The sequence below is a fragment of the Spongisporangium articulatum genome (genome assembly GCF_044465595.1).
GTDB lineage: Bacteria > Actinomycetota > Actinomycetes > Actinomycetales > Kineosporiaceae > Spongisporangium > Spongisporangium articulatum.
Map to the genome: position 1 here is coordinate 183,817 of NZ_JBITLV010000006.1, position 22,014 is coordinate 205,830.

Below are 22,014 nucleotides of genomic sequence, written 5' to 3' on the forward strand. Positions count from 1 at the left end.
CGCCCATGAGCCCCTCCGCGCAGCCCTCGACGCAGCCCCTGACGCAGCGCCAGCGACTGCACCTGCTCGCGGTCAGCGTCGCCCTGACGGCGCTCGCGTTCGTCCAGGCACCGGGCCAGATCGCCCCGGACACCAAGGCCGACCTGAGCATCGACCCGCTGGGCTTCCTGCTGCGCGCGGGCCACCTGTGGGAGCCGCTGGGCGACTCCGGTCAGCTGCAGAACCAGGCCTACGGCTACTTCCTGCCGATGGGCCCGTTCTACGTCGCCGGCCACCTGCTCGGCTTCCCGGCCTGGATGGTGCAGCGGGCCTGGTGGGCCGTCGTCCTGCTGGTCGCGTTCCACGGCCTGTACCGGCTGTGCCGGCGGCTCGACATCGGCACCCACCCGATCCAGATCATCGCGGCGCTGACGTTCGCCCTCAGCCCGCGCATGATCACCGAGGTCGGGCCGGTCAGCATCGAGGCCTGGCCGATGGCCATGGCGCCCTGGGTGCTCGCCCCGCTGGTGAAGGTGCGCCGCGGCGGGGAGGTCACGGCCGCGGCCCGGTCGGGCCTGATGATCGCGCTGTGCGGCGGGGTCAACGCGGTGGCCGTGGGCGCCGTCCTGCCCCTGCCGGTCTGGTGGTTGATGACCCGCGAGAAGGGGCCCGTACGCCGCTCGCTGGCCCGCTGGTGGTCCCTGGCCGCCGTCCTGGCCACCTTCTGGTGGGTGGGGCCGCTCCTGCTGCTCGGCCGCTACAGCCCACCGTTCCTCGACTGGGTGGAGAGCTCCGCCGTCAGCACCTCGAAGGGCAGCCTGACCGGTGCCTTCCGGGGGACGACGCAGTGGGTGGCCTGGCTGGCCGTCCCGGAACCGTTGTGGCGCTCGGGTTTCGCGGTCATCACCTCGCCCGGCGGCGTCCTGCTGACCTGGGTGCTGCTGGTCATCTCGCTGGTCGGGATGTTCCGCCCGGACACCCCGCACCGCCGGTTCCTGGTCGGCGGCTGCATCGGCGGCCTGGCGCTGCTCACCCTCGGGCACACCGGCCCCTTCACGGCCCCGTGGTCGGCGGCCGTCCAGACGTTCCTCGACAACGGCGGCGCCCCGCTGCGCAACACCCACAAGTTCGACCTGGTGCTGCGCGTGCCGATGGCCCTGGCCCTGGCCCACGCGCTGAGCAAGGTGAACATCCCGGCCGTGCGGATCAGCGGGCTGCCGTCGATCCCGCGGGGGCCGCGGATCGCCCAGTTCATCGCCGTGTGCGCCCTCGTCGGGAGTGCGGCGCCCGCGCTGGCCGGTCAGCTGCCCGCGCAGGGCAGCTTCACCGGCGTCCCGAACTACTGGCGCCAGGCCGCGGCCTGGCTGGAGACGCACCAGGCCCAGGACGGCGGCCGCACCCTGATCGTGCCCGGGTCGTCCTTCGCCACGAGCATCTGGGGCGACCCGCACGACGAGCCGTTCCAGGCCCTGGCCCGGACCAGCTGGGCCACCCGTTCGAGCGTCCCGCTGTCGTCGGCAGGCAACATCCGGGTGCTCAACACGATCGAAGAGCAGCTCGAGACCGGCCGTGGCTCACCGGGTCTCGCCGAGTACCTGGCCCGCGCCGGGATCTCCCGGATCCTGCTGCGTTCGGACCTGCAGCGCTCGTTCACGCCCGGCTCGCCGCCGCTGCCGGTGACGGTGCGCTCGGCGCTCAAGGCCTCTCCGGGGCTGAAACCGGTGGCCCGGTTCGGTCCGCAGCTGCAGGGCACCCGGAACATCTTCCAGGTCGCGGACGACGGGCTCGACGTCGCGCAGTCGGCGATCGAGATCTGGGACGTGACGCCGTCCGCACGGCTCGCCGACGTCCTGCCCGCCTCGGGGGCGGTGAAGGTCCAGGGTGGCCCCGAGGCCCTCCTGGCGCTGGCCGACGCCGACCAGCTCGACGACCGGCCCGTCGTCCTCGAGGGTGACCCGCTGGCCCCCCAGCTGCAGGACGCCCCGCTGGTGGCCACCGACGGCGTGCAGCGGCGGGAGGCGAACTTCGCCCAGGTCCGGGACAACTACTCGTTGGTCATGACCGCGGACCAGCCGTACGTGAACAAGCGCAAGGTGCACGACTGGCTGCCGTTCGACACGACCGAGGTCACCGCCCGCTACAGCGGGATCTCGGGGGTCAGCACGTCGACCGAGGCCGGCACCACGACGGGCGGCTGGTACGCCCTGGACGGCGACAGCTCGACCGCCTGGACGAGCGGCCGGTTCGCGGTCGACCAGTGGATCTCCGTCACCTTCCCGGACCGGGTCGGCTTCACGCAGCCGTTGCAGGTCACCTTCAGCTCGACGGGTGCGCGCGTGTCCGCGGTCGAGGTGATCACCGACTCGGGGGCCGAGACCTCGACGCTCAACCCCGAGGGCGCCGGGACGGCGCAGTCGGTCCGCATCCCGGCGGGAGCGACGCGCACGCTCAAGCTCCGCATCGCCGGTGTGCCGGAGGGGGGCAACGACGAACTGCTGCCGGTGAGCCTCTCCGCCCTACGGCTCCCCGGGATCACGCCCACCCGGACCTACGTGATGCCCCGGACCACGGGCACCCCGTCGGTGATCTCGCTGCGCTCGGCCCGGGACGGCGTCGACGGCTGCATGTTCACCGACAACGACGCCCTCTGTTCGCCGAGACTCGTCCAGCAGAGCCAGGACTCGGACATCGACCGCACGGTCACGCTGCCCGCGACCGCCGACTACGCGGCCGTCGGCACGGCCCGGTTGAAGGCGACCGCGCAGCTCGACGACCTGCTCGTGCCGTCGCAGAACGCGATGACGGCCACCGCGTCGTCGCGGCGCACCCTGGAGCCGGCCGGCCGCCCGCAGGCCGCCGTCGACCGTGACCCGTCCACCGCCTGGATCGCCGGCATCAACGACCTCACCCCGACCCTGACCATCTCGTGGCCGGGGAAGCGAGTCGTCGACCGGTTGCGATGGCAGGTCAGCCCGGTCCTGGCGGCGTCGAAGCCGGCCAGCCTGGAGGTGCGGATCGGGAACCGGAGCACCACCGTCGAACCCGACGACGACGGCTGGATCAGCTTCCCGCGGGCCACCACCGACCGGATCACCCTGATCGTGCGGGGCGTGATCGGCCTGCAGTCCCTCGACCGGGTCTCCGGGTTCCCGGTGAACCTGCCCGTGGGGGCCAGCGAGATCGTCGTGCCGGGCTCGGCCGACACCACCCGGATCCCTCTGCCCGCCTACCGGACCGTGCAACTGTCCTGTGGTTCCGGCCCGGCCCTGGACGTCAACGGGCAGAGCATCCAGACCCGGCTGACCGGCACGACCGACCAGGTGCTGCGCCGCGCACCGATGACCGTGCGCCTGTGCAGTGCGATGCCGGCCCTGCGCGCGGGGGAGAACCGGATCGTCCTGCAGGAGAGCGACACCGTCACGCCCGAGTCGCTGACGATGGTCCCGGCCAGTACGGGTGCGCGCCTGCCGCAGACCACCGCCGCCCCCACGCCGGTGGTGGACGACCTGTCCCAGGAGCACCGCACCGTCCAGGTCACCCCCGGGTCCGGGGCCCAGATCCTCGTGGTGCACGAGAACTTCAACGCCGGCTGGCGGGCCGAGCTCAAGGGTCGGCAACTCGAGACCATCCGGCTCGACGGTTGGCAGCAGGGGTACGTCGTGCCCGCCGGGCAGGGCGGCACGGTCGACCTGCGGTTCACCCCGGGCCGCCCCTACCGGCTCATCCTGATCACCGGGATGCTGATGGTCGCCCTGCTGGCCGCGATGGCGTTCCCGCGCCGGCGTCGCCGCCCGGCCCCGGGTTCGCCCGACGGCCGGGCCGTGGCCGCCGTCCAGCCGCCCGGGGGTCGGGCCGCGGCGCGCCGGGCCCGCCGGGCGCTGAGCGTCACCCTCGAGGAGGCGCCCGGCCGGTTCACCGACGGTCTGCTCGCCGCGGGCGCCCTCGTCTTCATGACCGGGTTGTGGGGGGTCGGGGTCGCGCTCGGCACGCTCGTGCTGCTGCGCCGGTACCCGGTCCGCGCCCTCGTGATCGGGGTGGGCGGCGTGACCGGCCTGACGGCGGCCCTCAGCGCCCGGTCGGTGGAGACGGCCTTCCTGTCCCAGGTGGCGATCTTCGGGGCGCTCGTTCTGCTGGCGGTGCTGGTGCTCGTCCTGGACGACGGGGGCGCGGGCCCGCTGGCCCGCATCGGCTCGGTGGTCGGCCGGTTCGTCCCGGCCCGCCGCCCGAGGACCGTGCCTAGGGTGCGCCTGCTCCCCGGGGCCGGTCGGCGTACACCGGAACCCCCACCGACGGAGACGTCGGAGGAAGGCCTTCTGCCGCAGGATCCTCCGGGTGCGGAGCCGGATCCCGAAGGTCGATGACCAGCGGGATGGCCGACGTGTCCGCCAGGTCCTCGTCGGTCCACTGGTCGTCGGCGCCCCAGTCGCCACCCCACTCGTCGTGACCGTCCCGCGTCCTGCGGCGCAGGGCGCCCAGCGAGGGGCGCAACGACGGACGCAACGACGGGCGCAGCGCCTGGCCCAGCGCCGGCCGGCGCAGGCCGCCCAGGTCGAACCCGTTGCGGAACCGGCGCTGCAGGGGCGCCTCGACGTACTTCCACGACAGCGTTCCGACCGCCGCGCTCGCCGCCATCGTCAGCACCAGGGTGACCCAGAACCCGCCCGCGAAGACCTTCATCCGCAGCAGGTTGCGGATGGTCTCCATCAGCATCGGGTGGAACAGGAAGACGCCGAAGCTGACCCGGCCGAGCCAGGTGAAGAAGCGGTTGCCGGCCACGGCCCGCCAGCGTTGGGACTCCTCGCCGAGAACGGCGGGCAGCAGCAGCAGCGCCCCGATGACCATGAAGCAGATGTGCTTCGTCAGGTTCTCGCCCCGGGTCGCGGCCTCGAGGTCGTACGGCCCGGCCAGGCTCGTGGTCATCAGCCAGTACCCGCAGAACGCGATCGCCCAGCAGACGCCGGGCTGGGCGGCCAGGCTGCGCAGCCACGACGGCACGACGTGCGGGCGCTCCCGCATCCAGGCCAGGCCCATGCCGACGGCGAACCAGTCGAGGAAGGCCGGTAGCCACAGCAGCTGCTTGGCCGAGAAGGCCGGCTCGTGGATGAAGGCGGCCCGCCAGACGATCGCGATCACGATCATGGCCAGGAGGCCCAGGGCCACTCGACGATCCGAGGGCCCCTCGGACGGGGCCTCGGCGGGCAGGACGGAGACGACCGGCGCTCGCTCCGCTCGCTGGGTGGCCCGCCCGGACGGCGTGGGCGCGGCGCTGCGGGTCGTCGTGCGGTCCGTCGACGCGACCGCCAGGTCCACCCGGGCGCGGGCCGCCGGCGCGGCCGGGACCGCACGCCGGAGCCGGTGCCCCAGCGACTTCTCCCGGGCCTCCTGCTCACGCAGCTCACGCCGGCTCATCGGGCGCGGCGCGTCGAGCGGACGCTTGATCGGACCGGTCTCGACCAGCGGGGCCGGGGCGATCCGGCGCGGGGTGCCGGCCCCCGGGTCCGCGGCGACCGGGCGCGACCCCGGTGTGCGCCGCGGCCGGCCGAGGATCGCGTAGGCCAGCAGCGGGAGCACCGCGTAGAACGACACCTCGACCGCGAGGCTCCAGAGCTGGACCAGGCCGTCGAGCTGCTCGCCGAAGTCGTAGAAGTAGTTCTGCAGCTGGAAGGTGGTCGCCACCCAGACCCCGCCGGATGCCTCGCGGGCCTTGGCCAGGAGCAGGTAGTTGACGACGATCGCGACCAGCAGGGCCGGGTAGATGCGCACGAACCGGCGACGTAGGTAGCTGCCCACTGCGACCGGTGTGCGCCGGCCGTAGGCGGCCAGCAGGAAGGGCCGGAACAGCAGGAACCCGGACAGGAGGAAGAACAGCGCGACCCCGAAGTCGAGGCGTGCGAGCCACCCGGCCCAGGGCCCGTAGATGCCGGCGGCGGTCGTGAACCCGACGTGGGTCACCACGACCATCATCGCCGCGATGCCCCGGTACGCCTCGAGCACGGGCAGGTCGTGGTTGCCGAGCGCGCTCTCGGGCCCGGTCCGGGGGTCGTCCACCGGCGCGTCCACCGAGGCGTCCGTCGGCGCGCTCATCGGTAGGGCACCCAGACGGACAGGGACGTGACGCAGAAGTTGCCGCCACCCGAGAACCCGACCTTCACGGCGTGCACCGTCCGGCCGTAGTTCACGGCCACGTGCATCCGGTGCGCGCCGGCGGGCAGCTCGACGTCGCTGTAGCGCACGGGCGTGAGCTGCCGGCCCTGCGGGGTCTGCATGCTCACCTCCACCCGGCCTCCGGTGGCGGACAGGAAACCGACCTCGATCTGCGCACCCGCCTGGTACGGGACGTCCCGCGACAGGCGCAGCCACCGGGTGGTCCGCTGACCGCCGCGGATGCTGCCGACACATCCGGACGATTCGCTCATGCCCAGATTAGCCGTCAATGGGGTATCCAGGGCGCCCGTGTCGTTCACGGACCGGGACTGCCCGTCGGCGTCGTGGAAGCGGGCGTCGGGGCGGATCAGCAGCACCAGCGGCGCCGAACTCGGGAAGACCCGGCTCTGCGCGTCGGGCTGGATCGACCGCGGCAGCGGGGTGGCCAGGATGCGCGGGTAGGCCTCGGCGTCGCCGACGTAGCCGCGCATCGTCGACAGCCACCGGCCGGTCGGGTTGTCCCACCAGGCGATCCCGTAGGTGACCGTGCTGACGAGCGACCCGGCGAGCACCGCGGCGACCACCACGGCGAGGGTCAGCCCGCCGGTGCCGATCTCGCGCGGCCGCTCCGGGACGGCGGTCGCGGCCGTCCTCGGGGCGGGCGCCCCAGCCGTCCGGGTCGTCCAGGTCGTCCGCGTCGTCTGGCTCGTCTGGCTCGTCTGGCTCGTCAGGCCCGTCTGCGCCGCCGCCTCGGCCAGCCGGCGCTCGCGCCGGGTCATCGGCACGCCGGAGGCGAGTTCGGCCGGCGGGAGCGGGGTTTCGGCGGGGTGGTCGTACCGGACGGCGTCGCTCGCCTCGCCCGCCTCCGGTGCTTCGGATGCGTCGGCGGCCGGGAAGGCCGCGATCGAGGCGGCCAGGACCAGGTAGGGGACCAGCAGCACGGTCAGCAGGTCGGCCCGGCTGAACAGGACCCCCACGGCGTCGGTGCGGGCCACGGACGCGACGGCCGCCGCGGCCACCAGTACCAGCGCGAAGAAGCCGGCGGCGCGCGCCGTCCGGCCGGGGCCCCGGCGCACCGCGACCCCGAACCCCACCACGGCGACGGCCCAGAACAGCACGGTGAGCGTCGTCCCCGGCGACAGCACGACCGCGTAGGCCCGGGCGCCGTCCCAGCCGTAGGGCCCGCCGAGCAGCCCGGGCACGACCTGGTGCAGCAGGGCCCGGCCTACGGCACCGGCCACGTCGGCCGGGGCGTGCGGCGCGGCCGGCGTCCCCGCCGCGCCCGAGCGGGTCAGGTACAGGCCGAGGAACGCCGCCGCCGGTACGGCCGACGCGATCAGGCCGAGGAGGGCTCCCGGCCACCGGGAGCGGCCGGCCAGGACGGTCAGCTGGAGCGCGAGGAGCACGGCCGGCACGGCGATCCCGCTCACGTGGCAGGCGCAGGCCAGCAGGGTGGCCGCCGCCACCACGACCAGGCTGCGGGCCTGCCGCTGCAGCTGCCAGGCGGCGAACGCGTCGACCGCCCACAGGCCGGCGGCCGTGGCCGCGAGGACGGTGAGCGCGGGACGCTCCCAGACGGTCGCCGTGAGCAGGGCGGGCGTGAAGAGCATCACGGCCAACGGCACGGTGATCAGGAGGCGGGGCCCGACGAGGCGGCGCAGCAGCCGGTAGAAGGCGACCCCCAGGGCGACCCGGACGAACAGGGCCACGAACGTCGCCGGCCAGTGCTCGAGCGGGAACCGGGTGGCCTGCACCCAGTCCACGAGCCGCGGTACCGGGGCGAAGGGACCGTCGGCGGGGGAGAGCACGAAGGAGACGAACGACGTGTTCAGCGTGGCCGCCTGGGCGCGCAGGTCGTCCAGGTACAGCGAACCCCGGCCGACGAGCAGGGCGAGGACCGCGACCTGGGCCAGCAGGAGGGCCCCCGCGACGGCGTCCGTGCGGGTGAACGCCTCGCGGCGGCGCCGGACGACGGCGGCCAGCCAGCCGGGCAGCCCGAGGGTGAGGTCGGAGTCGGCCTCGTAGCGGTAGGGGTCGTCGACGTCGTCGATCAACCCGGGACGCCGCACGGCCACCCTGTCCACCTCCTGCACACTCTCAGTGTGCCGTGCGCCACCCCTCGGGCGCAGGTGTGACGCAAAGTGACGCCGAACGAGTGGCGACTACCTATGAATCGGCTGGTAATGTGCCGCGGGCCACATTACGTCGTGTAGTCAGTGCTGTGGCTGGTTCAGTGCACTTCCGTTGGCCCCGCCGCCCCCGACCCCGCCCTGGAGTTGTTGGTCCCCATGCGTAGGTTGATCGGTCTGGCCCTCATCGGGTTCGGTGTCTTCTGCGTCGCGTTCGCGATCGCGCTGCCCAACTTCGTGTACCCGCGGGTGGCCAAGGTGCCGGAGAACCCGCAGGAGAAGATCGTCGCGAAGGGCACGGGCCTCACGGTCCTGGTGCCGGCGCTGGTCGTGAAGGGCGGCAACGGCCTGCTCACGGACCAGACGGTCATCTCGACCCGGTACGTCCAGGGGCAGGTGCCGCCCAACGGCTCCAAGGTGCCCGACGGGCAGGCCTTCTACCGGCAGGCCTACAACGCCTTCGTCGACAACCCGAGCATCGACCCCGCGGACACGCTGCTCGAGGCCAACATCGAGGCGGCCTCGTTCGACGGCTTCACCGGTGAGGCGACGAACTGCTGCGGCGACTACGTCATCGAGGACCCGACCGACGACGTCGGAGAGTCCGTGAAGCACCGCGGCCTGGTGTTCAAGTTCCCGTTCAAGACGGAGCGCAAGAACTACGAGTGGTGGGACAGCACGATCAAGGCCACCGCGACCGCCCGCTACGACGGCACCGAGAAGATCAACGGGCTGGTCACCTACCGCTTCATCCAGGTGATCACCGACGAGGTCGTCGGCACCGAGGCGGTCCCGGGCGCGATGGTCGGCTCCGACGAGCAGAGCGTCAACGCCGACCGGATCTACGCCACCAAGCGCACCCTGTGGGTCGAGCCGAACACCGGCGCCGTGGTCAAGGGCGCGGAGGACGTGAACCAGCGCCTGTCCTACGAGGGCAAGTCGGCGCCGATCATCTACGGCCACCTCGAGTTCACGCCGGAGACCGTCCAGAACGAGGTCGACGAGTACAAGCCGCTGGCGTGGCGCCTGGCCTTCGTGACGACCTGGGGCCCGGTCGGCGGTTGGGTGGCCGGGCCGATCCTCGCGCTGATCGGCATCACGATCCTGTACTTCGGGCGCACCGAGTCCCGTGACTGGGACGAGTGGGACGACGACGACGAGGACGAGGACGACGAGGCGGACGACCGCAGTTTCGCCCGCTCCTAGTCCTCCAGCTCGTCCTCCCGGCGGCACACGAAGATCGCGGTGCCGGGGATGATCTCGCCCCGACGCGGGCTCCAGCCACCCCAGGTGCGCCGGAGCTCGGGCGGCCAGGTCGGCTCGACGAGGTCGACGAGCCGGAACCCGGCGGCGCTGAGCAGGCGCACCTGCTCGCCGAGCGTCCGGTGGTGCTCGGCGTAGGTGACGACGCCCCGGCGGTCGGTCTCCACGTAGGGCGTGGTGTCGAAGTAGGAGCGGGTGGCCTTCAGGCCGCGCGGGCCCGGGTCGTCGGGGAACGCCCACCGGATCGGGTGGGTGATCGCGAAGACCCACCGGCCGCCTGGGCGCAGCACCCGCGCGACCTCGGCGTAGATCCGGCCCGGGTCGGCCACGAAGGGCACGGCGCCGTACGCGGTGAAGGCCGCGTCGAGCGAGCCGTCCGCGAACGGCAGGATCCGGGCGTCGCACTGGATGAGGGGAACGGGCGCGCTCCCGGGCGGGGACTGGACCGAGCGCAGCATCCCCGCCGACAGGTCGGTGGCCACCACCTGCGCGCCCCGCCCGGCCAGCCAGCGCGAGCACTGCGCACCCCCCGCCCCCACCTCCAGGACGCGGAGCCCGCGGACGTCGCCGAGCAGGTGGGCGTCGTCCTCGCGCAGCCCCTCGGGGCACCAGACGAAGCCGTCCGGACCGCCCAGGTCGCCCCGATGCTCCTCCTGGTAGCCGACGGCGGATCCGTCCCACCAGGACCGGTTCGCCCGGACCGTCTCCTCGGCCCCGGCGGCGCGGTAACCGGCGTCGCCCAGGTCGCTCACCGTTCGCTCACGGGCCTGATGATCCCGCAGGTCGGCCCGCGTGTCCGCTCCGGTGCTGCTTTGACCCTCCCGAGGCGCGGTGGCTATCCTGTGACGAAGCGCATGCTGTGTGCGCGGACGTGTGTTTGTCTCTGATCCGACTGGCGCGGTACCCCGGCTCCTGGCCCGGGTGGTTTTCGCCACCGACTCGGGGCTACGGCCTGTGTTCGCGGCGTGTGCTGAACAACCTCATTTCAGCCCACCACGACGACCAGTCCACATCGGAGCCCCTACTTCATGACCACCACGACGGCCGAGAAGGCCCGCGTCACCCCTCAGGTCGCAGTCAACGACATCGGCAGCGAGGAAGAGCTCCTCGCCGCGATCGACGAGACCATCAAGCATTTCAACGACGGCGACATCGTCGAAGGCGTCATCGTCAAGGTCGACCGCGACGAGGTCCTGCTCGACATCGGGTACAAGACCGAGGGGGTCATCCCTTCTCGCGAGCTGTCCATCAAGCACGACGTCGACCCGGCTGAGGTCGTCAGCGTCGGCGATGAGATCGAGGCCCTGGTTCTCCAGAAGGAGGACAAGGAGGGCCGGCTGATCCTGTCGAAGAAGCGCGCCCAGTACGAGCGCGCCTGGGGCACGATCGAGAAGATCAAGGACGAGGACGGCATCGTCACCGGCACCGTCATCGAGGTCGTCAAGGGCGGCCTGATCCTCGACATCGGGCTGCGCGGCTTCCTGCCCGCCTCCCTGGTCGAGATGCGGCGCGTCCGCGACCTGCAGCCGTACGTCGGCAAGCAGATCGAGGCCAAGATCATCGAGCTGGACAAGAACCGCAACAACGTGGTCCTGTCCCGTCGCGCGTGGCTGGAGCAGACCCAGTCGGAGGTGCGCCAGACCTTCCTGCAGACCCTGCAGAAGGGCCAGGTCCGCTCCGGTGTGGTCTCCAGCATCGTCAACTTCGGTGCGTTCGTGGACCTCGGCGGCGTCGACGGTCTGGTGCACGTCTCCGAGCTGTCGTGGAAGCACATCGACCACCCGGGCGAGGTCGTCGAGGTCGGCCAGGAGGTCACGGTCGAGGTGCTCGACGTCGACATGGACCGCGAGCGCGTGTCCCTGTCGCTGAAGGCCACCCAGGAAGACCCGTGGCAGCAGTTCGCGCGCACCCACGCCATCGGCCAGGTCGTGCCGGGTAAGGTCACCAAGCTGGTGCCGTTCGGTGCGTTCGTCCGCGTCGACGAGGGCATCGAGGGCCTGGTCCACATCTCCGAGCTGGCCGAGCGTCACGTGGAGATCCCGGAGCAGGTCGTCCAGGTCGGCGACTCGATCTTCGTGAAGGTCATCGACATCGACCTCGAGCGGCGGCGCATCTCGCTGTCGCTGAAGCAGGCCAACGAGGCCGGGGCCGCGGCGGGCGACAACTTCGACCCGGCGCTGTACGGCATGGCGGCCGAGTACGACGAGGCCGGCAACTACAAGTACCCCGAGGGCTTCGACCCGGAGACCCAGGAGTGGCTCGAGGGCTTCGACAAGCAGCGCGAGGAGTGGGAGGCGCAGTACGCCGCCGCCCACGAGCGCTGGGAGCAGCACCGCAAGCAGATCGACGAGGCCAAGACGGCCGACGCCGAGGCTCGCGCCGAGGCCGGCGACGCTCCGGCGTCCTACAGCTCGGAGGCCCCGGCCGCCGAGGGGACGCTGGCGACCGACGAGGCCCTCGCCGCGCTGCGGGAGAAGCTCACCGGCGCCTGAGTAGTACGCGAAACCGGGGCCCCGCGGGAAGTGCATCCGCGGGGCCCCGGTTTCGCGTTTGTCGCCCTATGCCCCGCTTGTGGGGGTGAATGAGCCGTTCTGCGCGCGGATTTCACACCCATAAGCGGGGCACACCGGTGGAGAAGAGGGTGTGGCGCGCCGATGTAGACGACGTGGCAGACACTCTCCGCACCTCGGCCGACAGCGCGCCCGGGGTTCCGGCGCCCTCGCCCAGCCCGGACGGCGTGGCGTCCGGCCCGGGGGAGGAGGCCCGCACCCCGGGCCCGGACTACTCGCGCCCGGTCGAGCAGGTCCCCGTCGACAGCGCCCGCCGGACCCGCCGGACCGGCGTCCTCCTGGCCGGCGCCGACCTGGTGGCCGGCTGGGTCGCCGGGATCGTCACGCTGATCGCGGCCCCGAACCCGCCCGGGGCGGCCGAGTCCTGGCTGATGATCCTGGTCGCGGCGGCCGCCTGGCCGCTGCTGGCCGCCCGGGCCGGCGTCTACGACCAGCGGCACCGCGGACACGGCACGGCCGAGTTCCACCGCCTCTTCGTCTCGGCCGCCGTCGCTCTGGCCGCCGCCTCCACCGCGGCGCTCGCCGGGGCGGACCTGCCCGGCGCCCCCGGTCTGCTCAAGCAGTTCGCACTCACCGGGGTCCCCGTGGCCGCGGCGATCTCCCTGCTCGTGCACGTCGCGGGCCGGATCGGCCTGCGGCTGCTGTGGCGCCGGGGCCGGTTCCAGCACCGGACCATCGTCGTCGGCATGGAGCGGTCGGTCTCCGAACTGGTGCGCGCGGTACGCCGCGATCCCGGCTGCGGGCTGGTCGTCACGGGCGCCTGCCTGACCAAGGTCCGGCGTCAGGGGGCCCGCGGTGCCGAGGTGGAGGGCGTGACCGTGCTCGGTTCACCCGACGACCTGGTCGAGGCCGTCCGGCGCGCCGGGGCCGACACCGTGCTGGTGAGCGCGTTCTCGGAGCTGAGCCCCGAGCAGCTGCGCCGGGTCACCTGGGAGTTGGAGGGCAGCGGCGTGCAACTGCTCGTCGCGCCCCGCCTGACCGGGGTCGGCACGCCCCGGCTGCAGATCCGGACCATCGACTCCTCGCCCGTGGTGCACGTCGAGGAGCAGGCCTTCGACGGGCTGCGCGGGCTGGTCAAGGCCACGTTCGACGTCGTGGTGGCCGCCACCCTGCTTCTTCTCCTGAGCCTCGTGCTGCTGGTCTGCGCGGTCGCGGTCAAGTCTTCGTCGCCCGGGCCCGTGCTGTTCCGGCAGGAGCGGGTCGGCCGCGGCGGGGTCCGGTTCAAGATGACCAAGTTCCGCTCGATGTACACCGACGCCGAGGAGCGCCGGGCCGAGCTCGAGGCTCAGCGGGCCGCCGACGGCGCGTCCGGGCCGCTGTTCAAGATGGTCGACGATCCGCGGGTCACTCCCGTCGGGAAGTGGCTGCGCCGGTTCTCGCTCGACGAACTGCCCCAGCTGCTCGACGTTCTCACCCTGCGGATGTCGCTGGTCGGCCCGCGGCCGCCGCTGCCGCAGGAGGTCGAGCTGTACGAGGACGACGTGCGCCGGCGGCTGCGCGTGCGGCCCGGGATGACCGGGCTGTGGCAGGTCTCCGGGCGGTCGAACCTGTCCTGGGACGACGCCGTGCGGCTCGACCTGCGTTACGTCGAGAACTGGTCGCTGCTGGGCGATCTCGTCATCATGACCCGGACGGTCATGGCCGTCCTGGCCCGGGACGGCGCGTACTGAGTTCTCTGCGGAGGATCTTCCCCGTCGACGTCCGGGGCAGGTCGTCCAGGACGTGCACGCGCTTGGGGCGCCGGGCCGGTGGCAGGAGTTCCGCGCAGGCGTCCAGGACCTCCTGCTCGGTGACCGACCCGCGCACCGCCGCCTCGACCCGCTGACCCCAGCGGTCGTCGTCCACCCCGAACACCGCGACCTCCAGGACGCCGGGCAGCTCGCCGAGCACCCGCTCCACCTCGGCCGGATACACATTCACCCCGCCGGAGATGATCAGGTCCTCCCGGCGGCCGACGAGGTACAGGTAGCCGTCGTCGTCCAGGCGGCCGACGTCGCCCACGCTGAACTCGTCCCCGTGCCAGGCCCGGGCCGTCTTCTCCGGTGCGCCCCAGTACGTGAACCGCGCGAAAGGCGGTACCGCGCACCAGATCACGCCGTCGTCGTCCACGCGCAGCGTCCGCCCGGGCCGGGCCCGACCCACGGTGCCCGGGCGCTCGAGCCACTCCTCACCCGTGCAGGCCGTGAACTGGCCCTCGGTCGAACCGTAGAACTCCCGGACCCGCCCCGCCCCGATCGCCTCGATCAGCCAGCGCTTGACCGGCTCGGGGCAGGGGGCGCCGGCGTGGGCGATCCAGTCGAACCCGCTCGGCACCACGCCGGCCTCGCGCAGCCGGGCCAGCTGGGCGGGGGCCGTGAAGGTCGTGGTGGGCCGGAACGCGGCCGCGGCCGCGAACGAGTCGAGGTCGAACTTCCCGGCGCACAACACTTTTCCGCCGACCAGCAGGGTCGCGAGGGCGAACCGCAGCGGTGCCGAGTGGTAGAGCGGTGACATCACCAGGTGCACGTCGGCGGGGGTCATGCCCCACAGGTCCGACTCCTCGCGCCACAACGCCGCCCCGGCCTCGGGGGAGAGCACCCCGGAGGCGACGCCCTTGCGGCGGCCCGTCGTCCCGGACGTGTAGTGCATGGCCCGCCCCAGGGGCGGGCCGAGTTGCGGCACCCCGGGTGCGCGGACGGCGTCCGCCACCTCGTCCGGGTCGGTGAGGGTCCACGCCGGGGTGCAGTCGGCGACGATCTCGGCCAGCTCGCGCGCGGGCGTCGCCGCGTCCAGGACCACGGGCACGACGCCGGCCCGCAGCGCCCCCAGCACGGCGCTGATCAGGTCGGCCGCCGGGCCCGGCGCGTACGTGGGGACGGCGAGCAGCACCCGCTCGCCCCGGCCCACCCGGCGCGCGGCCAGGCTCACGGCGAACCCGCCGGCGCGGGCGTCGGCCTCGGCGGCCGTGAGCAGGACCGGTTCGGTGGACACGCGCCCTAGGATCGCAGCCGTGGTGCGCGTGGGACTGACCGGAGGCATCGGCGCGGGCAAGTCGACCGTGGCGCAGCGGTTCGCCGAGCTCGGGGCGACCGTGATCGACGCGGACAAGATCGCCCGGGAGGTGGTCGAACCGGGTACCCCGGGGCTCGCCGCGCTGGTCGAGGCGTTCGGCGACTCGATCCTGCTGCCCGACGGGTCGCTCGACCGTCCCGGCCTGGGGCGGGTGGTCTTCGGGGACGACGAGGCCCGGGCGAGACTGAACGGGATCATCCATCCGCTGATCGGGGCCCGCACCGCCGAACTGCTGGCCGATCTGCCCCCCGACGCGGTGTGGGTCCATGACGTCCCCCTGCTGGTCGAGGGCGGTCTGGCCCCGGCCTACCAGCTGGTGGTCGTCGTCCACGCGCCCGTCGAGGAACGGCTGCGCCGGCTCGTCGAGGACCGGGGGATGAGCGTCGAGGACGCGCAGGCCCGCATCGACGCCCAGGCCACCGACGAGCAGCGCCGCGCGGTCGCCGACGTCTGGATCGACAACTCCGGCACCCGTGAGGAGACGGTCGCGCAGGTCGACGCCTGCTGGCGGGACCGGGTCGAACCGCTGCGCGACACCGCGCAGTGATCGGGGGAGCGGTTCCGCGGAACCGCCTCGTGGTGATCACCGGCCAGGAGGGCGTCGGCAAGTCGACCGTGGTCAGGGCTCTGCTGAGGGCCCTGCCCGGCTCGGCGCAGATCGACGCCGAGGACGTGGGACAGGTGAATCCCTGGACCTATGACGAGGCCTTCCGGGCCCTGCACCGACGCAACGTCGCGGACCTGACCCGCAACTTCTGGCAGGCCGGGTACGGGACCGTCCTGGCGGCGAGCTTCGTGGACACCCACCCACAGCTGCGCGACTTCCTCGCGCTGCTCGGCGGGCAACCGGAGCTGATCGTCGTGCAGCTGTGCGCCTCGCGATCGGAACGCGACCGGCGGCGGACTCGTCGCGCCAAGCCCACCAGCCGGGCGGCGCGGCACGCGGCGGATGACGCCGTGCCCGAGGACCGGACCCTGGCGGCGCACGCTGACGAGTACGACTACCTGCGGGTGGACACCGACGGCCTGAGCGTCGAACGGGTCGTTGCGGTCGTTCTCGCGAGAATCGGCCGCTGAAGGCCACGGGAAGCATTCTGTCGGTGGGCGCGCTTAGTTTGGTGTCATGCGTCCAGTTACCGATCTCAAGCGCACGGTCGCTCCGTTCCGGGTGGAGTCGGAGTACCAGCCGAGCGGCGACCAGCCCGCCGCGATCGAGGAGCTGGCGAAGCGGGTCACGGCCGGCGAGCGGGATGTCGTCCTGCTGGGCGCCACGGGTACCGGTAAGTCGGCGACGACGGCCTGGCTGATCGAGAAGCTGCAGCGCCCGACGCTGGTGATGGCCCACAACAAGACGCTGGCGGCGCAGCTGGCCAACGAGTTCCGCGAGCTGCTGCCCCACAACGCGGTCGAGTACTTCGTCTCGTACTACGACTACTACCAGCCCGAGGCCTACGTCCCGCAGACGGACACCTACATCGAGAAGGACTCCTCGATCAACGAGGAGGTCGAGCGGCTGCGGCACTCGGCCACCAACTCGCTGCTGACCCGGCGCGACGTCGTGGTGGTCTCGACGGTGTCGTGCATCTACGGCCTGGGCACCCCGCAGGAGTACGTCGACCGCATGGTCAAGCTGAAGGTCGGCGACTCGATGGACCGGGACGACCTGCTGCGGCGGTTCGTGCAGATCCAGTACACGCGCAACGACCTGGCCTTCACCCGGGGCACCTTCCGGGTGCGCGGCGACACCGTGGAGATCATCCCGGTGTACGAGGAGCTGGCCATCCGGGTCGAGTTCTTCGGCGACGAGATCGACCGCATCTTCACGCTGCACCCGCTCACCGGCGAGGTGGTGCGCGAGGAGGAGGAGATGTACATCTTCCCGGCCACGCACTACGCGGTCGGCCCGGAGCGGATGGAGAAGGCGATCACGGGCATCGAGCTCGAGCTGGCCGACCGGCTGCACGAGCTGGAGCAGCAGGGCAAGCTGCTCGAGGCCCAGCGGCTGCGGATGAGGACGACCTACGACGTCGAGATGATGCGGCAGGTCGGGTCGTGCTCGGGCATCGAGAACTACTCGCGGCACATGGACGGGCGGGCGCCCGGCTCGGCGCCGAACTGCCTGCTCGACTACTTCCCCGACGACTTCCTGCTCGTCCTCGACGAGTCGCACGCCACGGTGCCGCAGATCGGCGGCATGTACGAGGGCGACATGTCCCGCAAGCGCACGCTGGTCGAGCACGGGTTCCGGCTGCCGAGCGCGATGGACAACCGGCCGCTGCGCTGGGAGGAGTTCACGGACCGCATCGGCCAGACCGTCTACCTGTCCGCGACGCCGGGCGACTACGAGCTGGGCCGCAGCAACGGCGTCGTCGAGCAGATCATCCGCCCGACCGGCTTGATCGACCCGAAGGTCGTGGTGAAGCCGACCCGCGGCCAGATCGACGACCTGATCGGCGAGATCCGCGAACGCACGGCCAAGAACGAGCGGGTCCTGGTCACGACGCTGACGAAGAAGATGGCCGAGGACCTGACGGACTACCTGCTCGAGCAGGGCGTCCAGGTCCGGTACCTGCACTCGGAGGTCGACACTCTGCGCCGGGTCGAGCTGCTGCGCGAGCTGCGCAAGGGCGACTACGACGTGCTGGTCGGCATCAACCTCCTGCGGGAAGGCCTCGACCTGCCCGAGGTGTCGCTGGTGAGCATCCTCGACGCCGACAAGGAGGGCTTCCTGCGCTCGGCGACCTCGCTGATCCAGACCATCGGCCGGGCCGCCCGCAACGTCAGCGGCGAGGTGCACATGTACGCCGACAAGATCACCCCGTCCATGGAGACGGCCATCGACGAGACCAACCGGCGGCGCGAGAAGCAGGTCGCCTACAACACGGCCAACGGCATCGACCCGACCCCACTGCGCAAGAAGATCCGCGACATCACCGACCTGCTGGCCCGCGAGGACGAGGACACGGCCGAACTCATCGGTGGCGGGGGTCGGCAGCGCAGCCGGGGGAAGGCCCCGGTGCCGGGGATGAGCAGTGCGGGCGGCGGCCTGCCGGCCTCCGCGGCGAACCTTCCGGCCACGGATCTCGCCGACCTCATCCAGCAGCTGACCGACCAGATGCACGGGGCCGCGACCGAGCTGCAGTTCGAGCTCGCGGCCCGCCTGCGCGACGAGATCCAGGAGCTCAAGAAGGAACTGCGGGGCATGCGCGTCGCCGGCGCCTGAGGCGGTTGGGCCTGGTGGGGCGTGCGGGGCGGGTGTTCCGACCGGTCACCGGAGGGACGCGCCCGAGACTCACGATGTGAGGTAGGTCACAGATCATCGGCGTGAACGGGCCGAGTACCCACGGCTCGTGATCGGCGTGGCCACCATCGCGCGGCGGCGTCACGCACCGCAGTCGCGGTCTGTCCCGGATGCGCGGTGCGCGACCGGATGGGTAGGCATCGTCCCGGCCCTCGAGCCGTCGCCCGGGATCACGCTCCGGGGGCCCGCCTGGGCCGGTTCCCACCTGCGCTCACCACCGGCTCGGAACACCTGCCTACTGTCGGTCGCGTCGGACGATCAGCAGGGCGGGAGGGTTTCGGTGGCCAGCAGCACCACGGGACAACCGTCCCGCGCCGGTCATCGGGGGGTCCTCGCGGGACTGCGGGTGGTCCTGGTCGGCGCCGACGCCAGCCCGCACGTCACGGGCTTCCCGGGTTTCAGCTCGGCCCTGGTCGCCCTGCTGCGAGCCCAGGACTGCGAGGTCGAGGAACTTCTGGCGGTGCCGCCCGCCCCGCGTCCCGCGGCCGACGGCGCGCCCCCGCCGTCCGCACCGCCGCCCGGCGCGCGTCCCGACCTGGTGATCGCCGTGACCCCGGGCCCCGGCGCCGCCGCAGCCGCGGCGGTGGCCGAGAAGCACGCCGCCCCCCTCCTCGTGGTCGGCCAGGGCAGCGACATCCCGCCCCGTCCCGGCGGCGGGGTGGGTGAACGCCTCGCGGCCCGGCTGGACGACGCCCTCGCCGCCCGGGCCGACCGGTGGGCGGTGACCGGGCACGCCGTCGCCGAACAGCTCGTCCTGCACGGGGTGGCGGCCGACCGGATCGACCGCATCCCCTACTGGAGCGACCCCGCCGCGCGAGCCGGCGACCCCGGCCAAGCCGCTCTGCGAGCCGAACTGGGTTGGCCCACAAAGGGTCTGGTCGTCGCCTGCCCAGTCGGGGCCGACCTCGGCAGCGTGTCCACGGTGCTGACGGCCTCGGCGCTGCTGGAGAAGCGGGGCGAGGGGGTGCGTCTGGTGCTGACCGGTAGTGGGGGGAGCCTGCGCCGGGTCCGTGACCGGGGGGACGTGGGTTCCGACGCCGTGCACGAGGTCGCCTCCGACCGCTACCTCGACGCACTGCGGGCCGCCGACCTCGTCCTGCTGCACCCGCCCGGGGCCGGTCGCACCGACGCGTCGCTGCCCGGCCGGGTGGCCGCCGCGCTCCTGGCCGGGCGCCCGATCGTCGCGGGGGTCGGTGACGGTCCCGCGCCCGTCGACCTCGCCGAGGTCGACGGTTGCTGCGTGTGGGTGGGCGCCGGCGGCCCGGAGCAGGTGGCGGAGGCGCTGGAGATGCTCGCCGACAGCGGTCACACCCGCGATCAGCTCGCGGCCGCGGCGCGCGAGTACGCGGCGGTGCGGCTCGACCCGCAGGCCGCCGCCGACGCACTCGAAGCGACGGTCTCGGCCACCCTCGCGCAGAGGTCACGGTGACTCCCGAGCCGCAGGCGGACCAGGGCCTGGAGCCGGCGGACGACGTCCGGGTCGAGCGACTCGAGGTCACCGGAACCCCTGTCGCGCCGGACCTCTCGCGCCTCCCGCGACCCCGGCGCCCGCTCGGCCGGCCGCTCGGCGGGGCCCGGATCCTGCTCGTCGCCCCGACGTACCCGGCCACCCGTCGTTCGTCGCGGGACGTCGCGGCCGCGCCGTACCAGGTGGCCGCCGCGCGCCGACTGGCCCAGGTGGCGGAGCGGGTCACGGTGCTCACCGCCGCCCGTCCCGGGGACCCGGCGCTGGGGGAGGCGCCCGGCGGTCGCCGGGTCGTCGGCGAGGACGGCGACGTCACGGTCGTCCGGCACCGGCTGGCCGTGCCGCGCCGCTTCGACGGTGCCGCACTGGCCCGCTACGAGTTCACCTTCGTGCGCCGGGTCGGGCGGTCGCCGGTTCTGGACGCCCCGGACGTCGTCGTGGGGGTGACCCCCACGGTCGGCGCGGCGGTCGCCGCCGCCCGCCTCGCCCGGCACTTCGACGCCCGGCTGCTGATCGTCGTCCAGGACGTGCTGTCCGCCGACCCGCGCAGCGGTGGTGCGGTGCGGGCGGTGCTGAACCGGGCCGAAGGGATCGCCCTGCGCGAGGCCGACGAGGTGGCGGTGGAGCACGCCTTCCTGCGGGCCGGCGTCCGTGCGCACGGGGTGGACGCCGACCGCATCCACGTGGTCGCCAACCCGCGCGCCTCGACGCCGCTGGAGCGTTCGGCGGCCCGGCACCGCCTGGGCTGGCCGGCCGCCGACCTGCTCGCGGTCCGCACCGGTCCGCTGATGTCGGAGCCGGCCGCCGGCACGCTGCTGCGCGCCGCGCGGCTGCTGGCGCACCGCGGCGGCCGGCCCCGACTGGTGCTGGTCGGCGAGGGACGCCGGCACGAGGGGCTGCGGGCCGCCGCCGAGGGCCTGTCCGGGGTCGGCTTCGTGACCCCGCCCGACAGCGCGACCTACCCGTACCTGCTGGCGGCGGCCGACGTCCTGGTCGTCACCGAACCGCCGGACCGCCCGGACCCGGCCGCGCTGGGTCGCCTGCTGGCCGGGTTGGCGGCCGGGCGGCCCGTGGTCGCCGCCCTGCACGCCGACGGGAAGGCGGCCGCCGAGGCCGCCCGCGCCGGGACCGCCGTCCGCGTGGTCGCCCCGGACGCCCCCGCCGCGCTCGCCGACGCCCTGGCCGATCTGGCGGACGACGCGTCCCGCGCAGCCATGGCCGCGACGGCCGAGGAGTTCGCCCGCGCCCGGCTGCACGGCCCGGCCGCGGGAGAGCGGCTGGAGCGCCTGGTGGAGTCGATGCTCTGGCGGGGCCGCAGCGACGCGAGCGACGGCGAGCACCCTGAGTGACCGCTATTTCACGCTAAGCCAGCGCTCGACGGTCGACCCGGGCTACGGTGGGACAACTACCGATCGTGTCTGTGAGGGAACTAGCAGTGATGACTGTCGACCTGACCGACGCAACGCCCCATGCCGACCATGCGGCCGAGGATGTCGAGGGCCCGTTCCGGATCGTGGTGGTCTCGGCCTTCGACGCGGCCCGCGGTCCCAGCCTGCAGCACGTGCTGCGCCGTCACCTGACCCTGGCCCGCAGCGAGAACGAGACCGTGGTCTCCAGTGCGGGCACGATCGCCTCCCCCGGCACCTGCATCGAACTCGAGACGGCGCGTGGGCTGCTCGAGCTCGGGATGGTGGAGGACGCTGAGCAACTGGAGCTGCACCGGGCCCACCGGCTCTCCGAAAGGCGTCTCGCGCAGGCCGATCTCGTGCTTGCCGTAGGGCGCGACGAGCGCCGCCGGGCGGTCGAGCTACGGCCCGCCGTGCGGCCGGTCGCCTTCACCGCCGTCGAGTTCGCCCGCCTGGTCAGCGCCCTGCCCGAACCGGCCGACGAGCCGCGCCGGCTGGTGCGCCAGGCCGCCGGCCTGCGGGCGGCCGTCCGCCCGGTCGACGCCGGCGAGGACGACCTGCCGCCCATGGTCGAGTCCGACCCGCGCGAGCACGAACGGGTCCTGCGCCGCATCGAGCACACGGCCGCCGACGTGGCGCGCGCACTGTCCCGGACGTTGATCGGGGCCGGCCCGCACTGGTCCTGAGGGACACGCTGACGATCAGT

The 22,014-nt window shown here is 73.1% G+C and carries 12 protein-coding genes and 2 pseudogenes; 10 read left to right on the forward strand and 4 right to left on the reverse strand.

All coding sequences use genetic code 11. The features are described from left to right. Positions 1 to 5 precede the first annotated feature (5 nt). Entirely contained in the window at positions 6 to 4,340 is a 4,335-nt protein-coding gene (locus ACIB24_RS18025; protein WP_398283198.1) for an alpha-(1->3)-arabinofuranosyltransferase domain-containing protein, read from the forward strand. 1,180 nt (positions 4,341 to 5,520) lie between these two features. On the opposite strand, the pseudogene ACIB24_RS18030 reads toward ACIB24_RS18025, so the two are convergent. After that, positions 5,521 to 6,063, reverse strand: a pseudogene (locus ACIB24_RS18030) (acyltransferase family protein); the annotation flags it as partial. Further along, the gene (locus tag ACIB24_RS18035) at positions 6,060 to 8,216 is read right to left on the reverse strand and encodes a hypothetical protein (RefSeq protein WP_398283200.1); all 2,157 of its coding nucleotides are present in this window, start codon (positions 8,214 to 8,216) and stop codon (positions 6,060 to 6,062) included. The gene ACIB24_RS18035 and the pseudogene ACIB24_RS18030, both read right to left, overlap by 4 nt. A 195-nt stretch (positions 8,217 to 8,411) precedes the next feature. Here ACIB24_RS18035 and ACIB24_RS18040 point away from each other — a divergent pair, with 195 nt between their 5' ends. Then, positions 8,412 to 9,458 carry a DUF3068 domain-containing protein gene (locus tag ACIB24_RS18040; RefSeq protein ID WP_398283202.1) on the forward strand — a complete coding sequence of 349 codons (1,047 nt, stop codon included), beginning with the start codon at positions 8,412 to 8,414 and terminating at the stop codon, positions 9,456 to 9,458. On the opposite strand, the gene ACIB24_RS18045 is transcribed toward ACIB24_RS18040, so the two are convergent. Further along, positions 9,455 to 10,297, reverse strand: coding sequence for a class I SAM-dependent methyltransferase (locus tag ACIB24_RS18045; RefSeq protein ID WP_398283616.1), 843 nt, complete (start codon positions 10,295 to 10,297; stop codon positions 9,455 to 9,457). The genes ACIB24_RS18040 and ACIB24_RS18045 overlap by 4 nt on opposite strands. 246 nt (positions 10,298 to 10,543) lie before the next feature. Here ACIB24_RS18045 and rpsA point away from each other — a divergent pair, with 246 nt between their 5' ends. Together rpsA and ACIB24_RS18055 are read left to right on the forward strand one after the other, a co-directional pair. Further along, positions 10,544 to 12,007 (forward strand): 30S ribosomal protein S1, encoded by a 1,464-nt coding sequence (rpsA, locus tag ACIB24_RS18050; RefSeq protein ID WP_398283204.1) that lies wholly within the window; start codon positions 10,544 to 10,546, stop codon positions 12,005 to 12,007. Between the two features lie 173 nt (positions 12,008 to 12,180). Then, on the forward strand, positions 12,181 to 13,755 hold the full coding sequence (locus ACIB24_RS18055; RefSeq protein ID WP_398283205.1) for a sugar transferase: 1,575 nt from the start codon (positions 12,181 to 12,183) through the stop codon (positions 13,753 to 13,755). Here the strand turns inward: ACIB24_RS18055 and ACIB24_RS18060 are convergent. Further along, entirely contained in the window at positions 13,721 to 15,055 is a 1,335-nt protein-coding gene (locus ACIB24_RS18060; protein ID WP_398283207.1) for a class I adenylate-forming enzyme family protein, read from the reverse strand. The two genes, ACIB24_RS18055 and ACIB24_RS18060, sit on opposite strands and share 35 nt — an antisense overlap. 19 nt (positions 15,056 to 15,074) lie before the next feature. On the opposite strand from ACIB24_RS18060, the pseudogene coaE reads away from it, so the two are divergent. The 6 genes and pseudogenes from coaE to ACIB24_RS18090 form a co-directional block, all read left to right on the forward strand. Further along, positions 15,075 to 15,662 (forward strand): annotated as a pseudogene (gene coaE, locus ACIB24_RS18065) (dephospho-CoA kinase); the annotation flags it as partial. Positions 15,663 to 15,712: 50 nt separating this feature from the next. After that, positions 15,713 to 16,213: a hypothetical protein gene (locus tag ACIB24_RS18070; protein ID WP_398283209.1), complete on the forward strand. Its 501-nt coding sequence runs from the start codon at positions 15,713 to 15,715 to the stop codon at positions 16,211 to 16,213. Between the two features lie 46 nt (positions 16,214 to 16,259). Beyond that, the gene (uvrB, locus tag ACIB24_RS18075) at positions 16,260 to 18,359 is read left to right on the forward strand and encodes an excinuclease ABC subunit UvrB (protein ID WP_398283211.1); all 2,100 of its coding nucleotides are present in this window, start codon (positions 16,260 to 16,262) and stop codon (positions 18,357 to 18,359) included. A gap of 136 nt (positions 18,360 to 18,495) precedes the next feature. Further along, positions 18,496 to 19,866 (forward strand): glycosyltransferase, encoded by a 1,371-nt coding sequence (locus ACIB24_RS18080; RefSeq protein WP_398283618.1) that lies wholly within the window; start codon positions 18,496 to 18,498, stop codon positions 19,864 to 19,866. After that, the gene (locus ACIB24_RS18085) at positions 19,863 to 21,251 is read left to right on the forward strand and encodes a glycosyltransferase (protein ID WP_398283213.1); all 1,389 of its coding nucleotides are present in this window, start codon (positions 19,863 to 19,865) and stop codon (positions 21,249 to 21,251) included. The genes ACIB24_RS18080 and ACIB24_RS18085 overlap by 4 nt, the downstream gene beginning before the upstream one ends. A gap of 89 nt (positions 21,252 to 21,340) precedes the next feature. Further along, positions 21,341 to 21,994 (forward strand): arsenate reductase/protein-tyrosine-phosphatase family protein, encoded by a 654-nt coding sequence (locus tag ACIB24_RS18090; RefSeq protein ID WP_398283215.1) that lies wholly within the window; start codon positions 21,341 to 21,343, stop codon positions 21,992 to 21,994. The last annotated feature ends 20 nt before the right edge of the window (positions 21,995 to 22,014 follow it).

Excerpts from the sequence above, each read along its gene's own strand:
- ACIB24_RS18025 (WP_398283198.1), top strand. The coding sequence starts at position 6 with ATGAGCCCCTCCGCGCAGCCCTCGACGCAGCCCCTGACGCAGCGCCAG.
- ACIB24_RS18040 (WP_398283202.1), top strand. The coding sequence starts at position 8,412 with ATGCGTAGGTTGATCGGTCTGGCCCTCATCGGGTTCGGTGTCTTCTGC.
- rpsA (WP_398283204.1), top strand. The coding sequence starts at position 10,544 with ATGACCACCACGACGGCCGAGAAGGCCCGCGTCACCCCTCAGGTCGCA.
- uvrB (WP_398283211.1), top strand. The coding sequence starts at position 16,260 with ATGCGTCCAGTTACCGATCTCAAGCGCACGGTCGCTCCGTTCCGGGTG.
- ACIB24_RS18090 (WP_398283215.1), top strand. The coding sequence starts at position 21,341 with ATGACTGTCGACCTGACCGACGCAACGCCCCATGCCGACCATGCGGCC.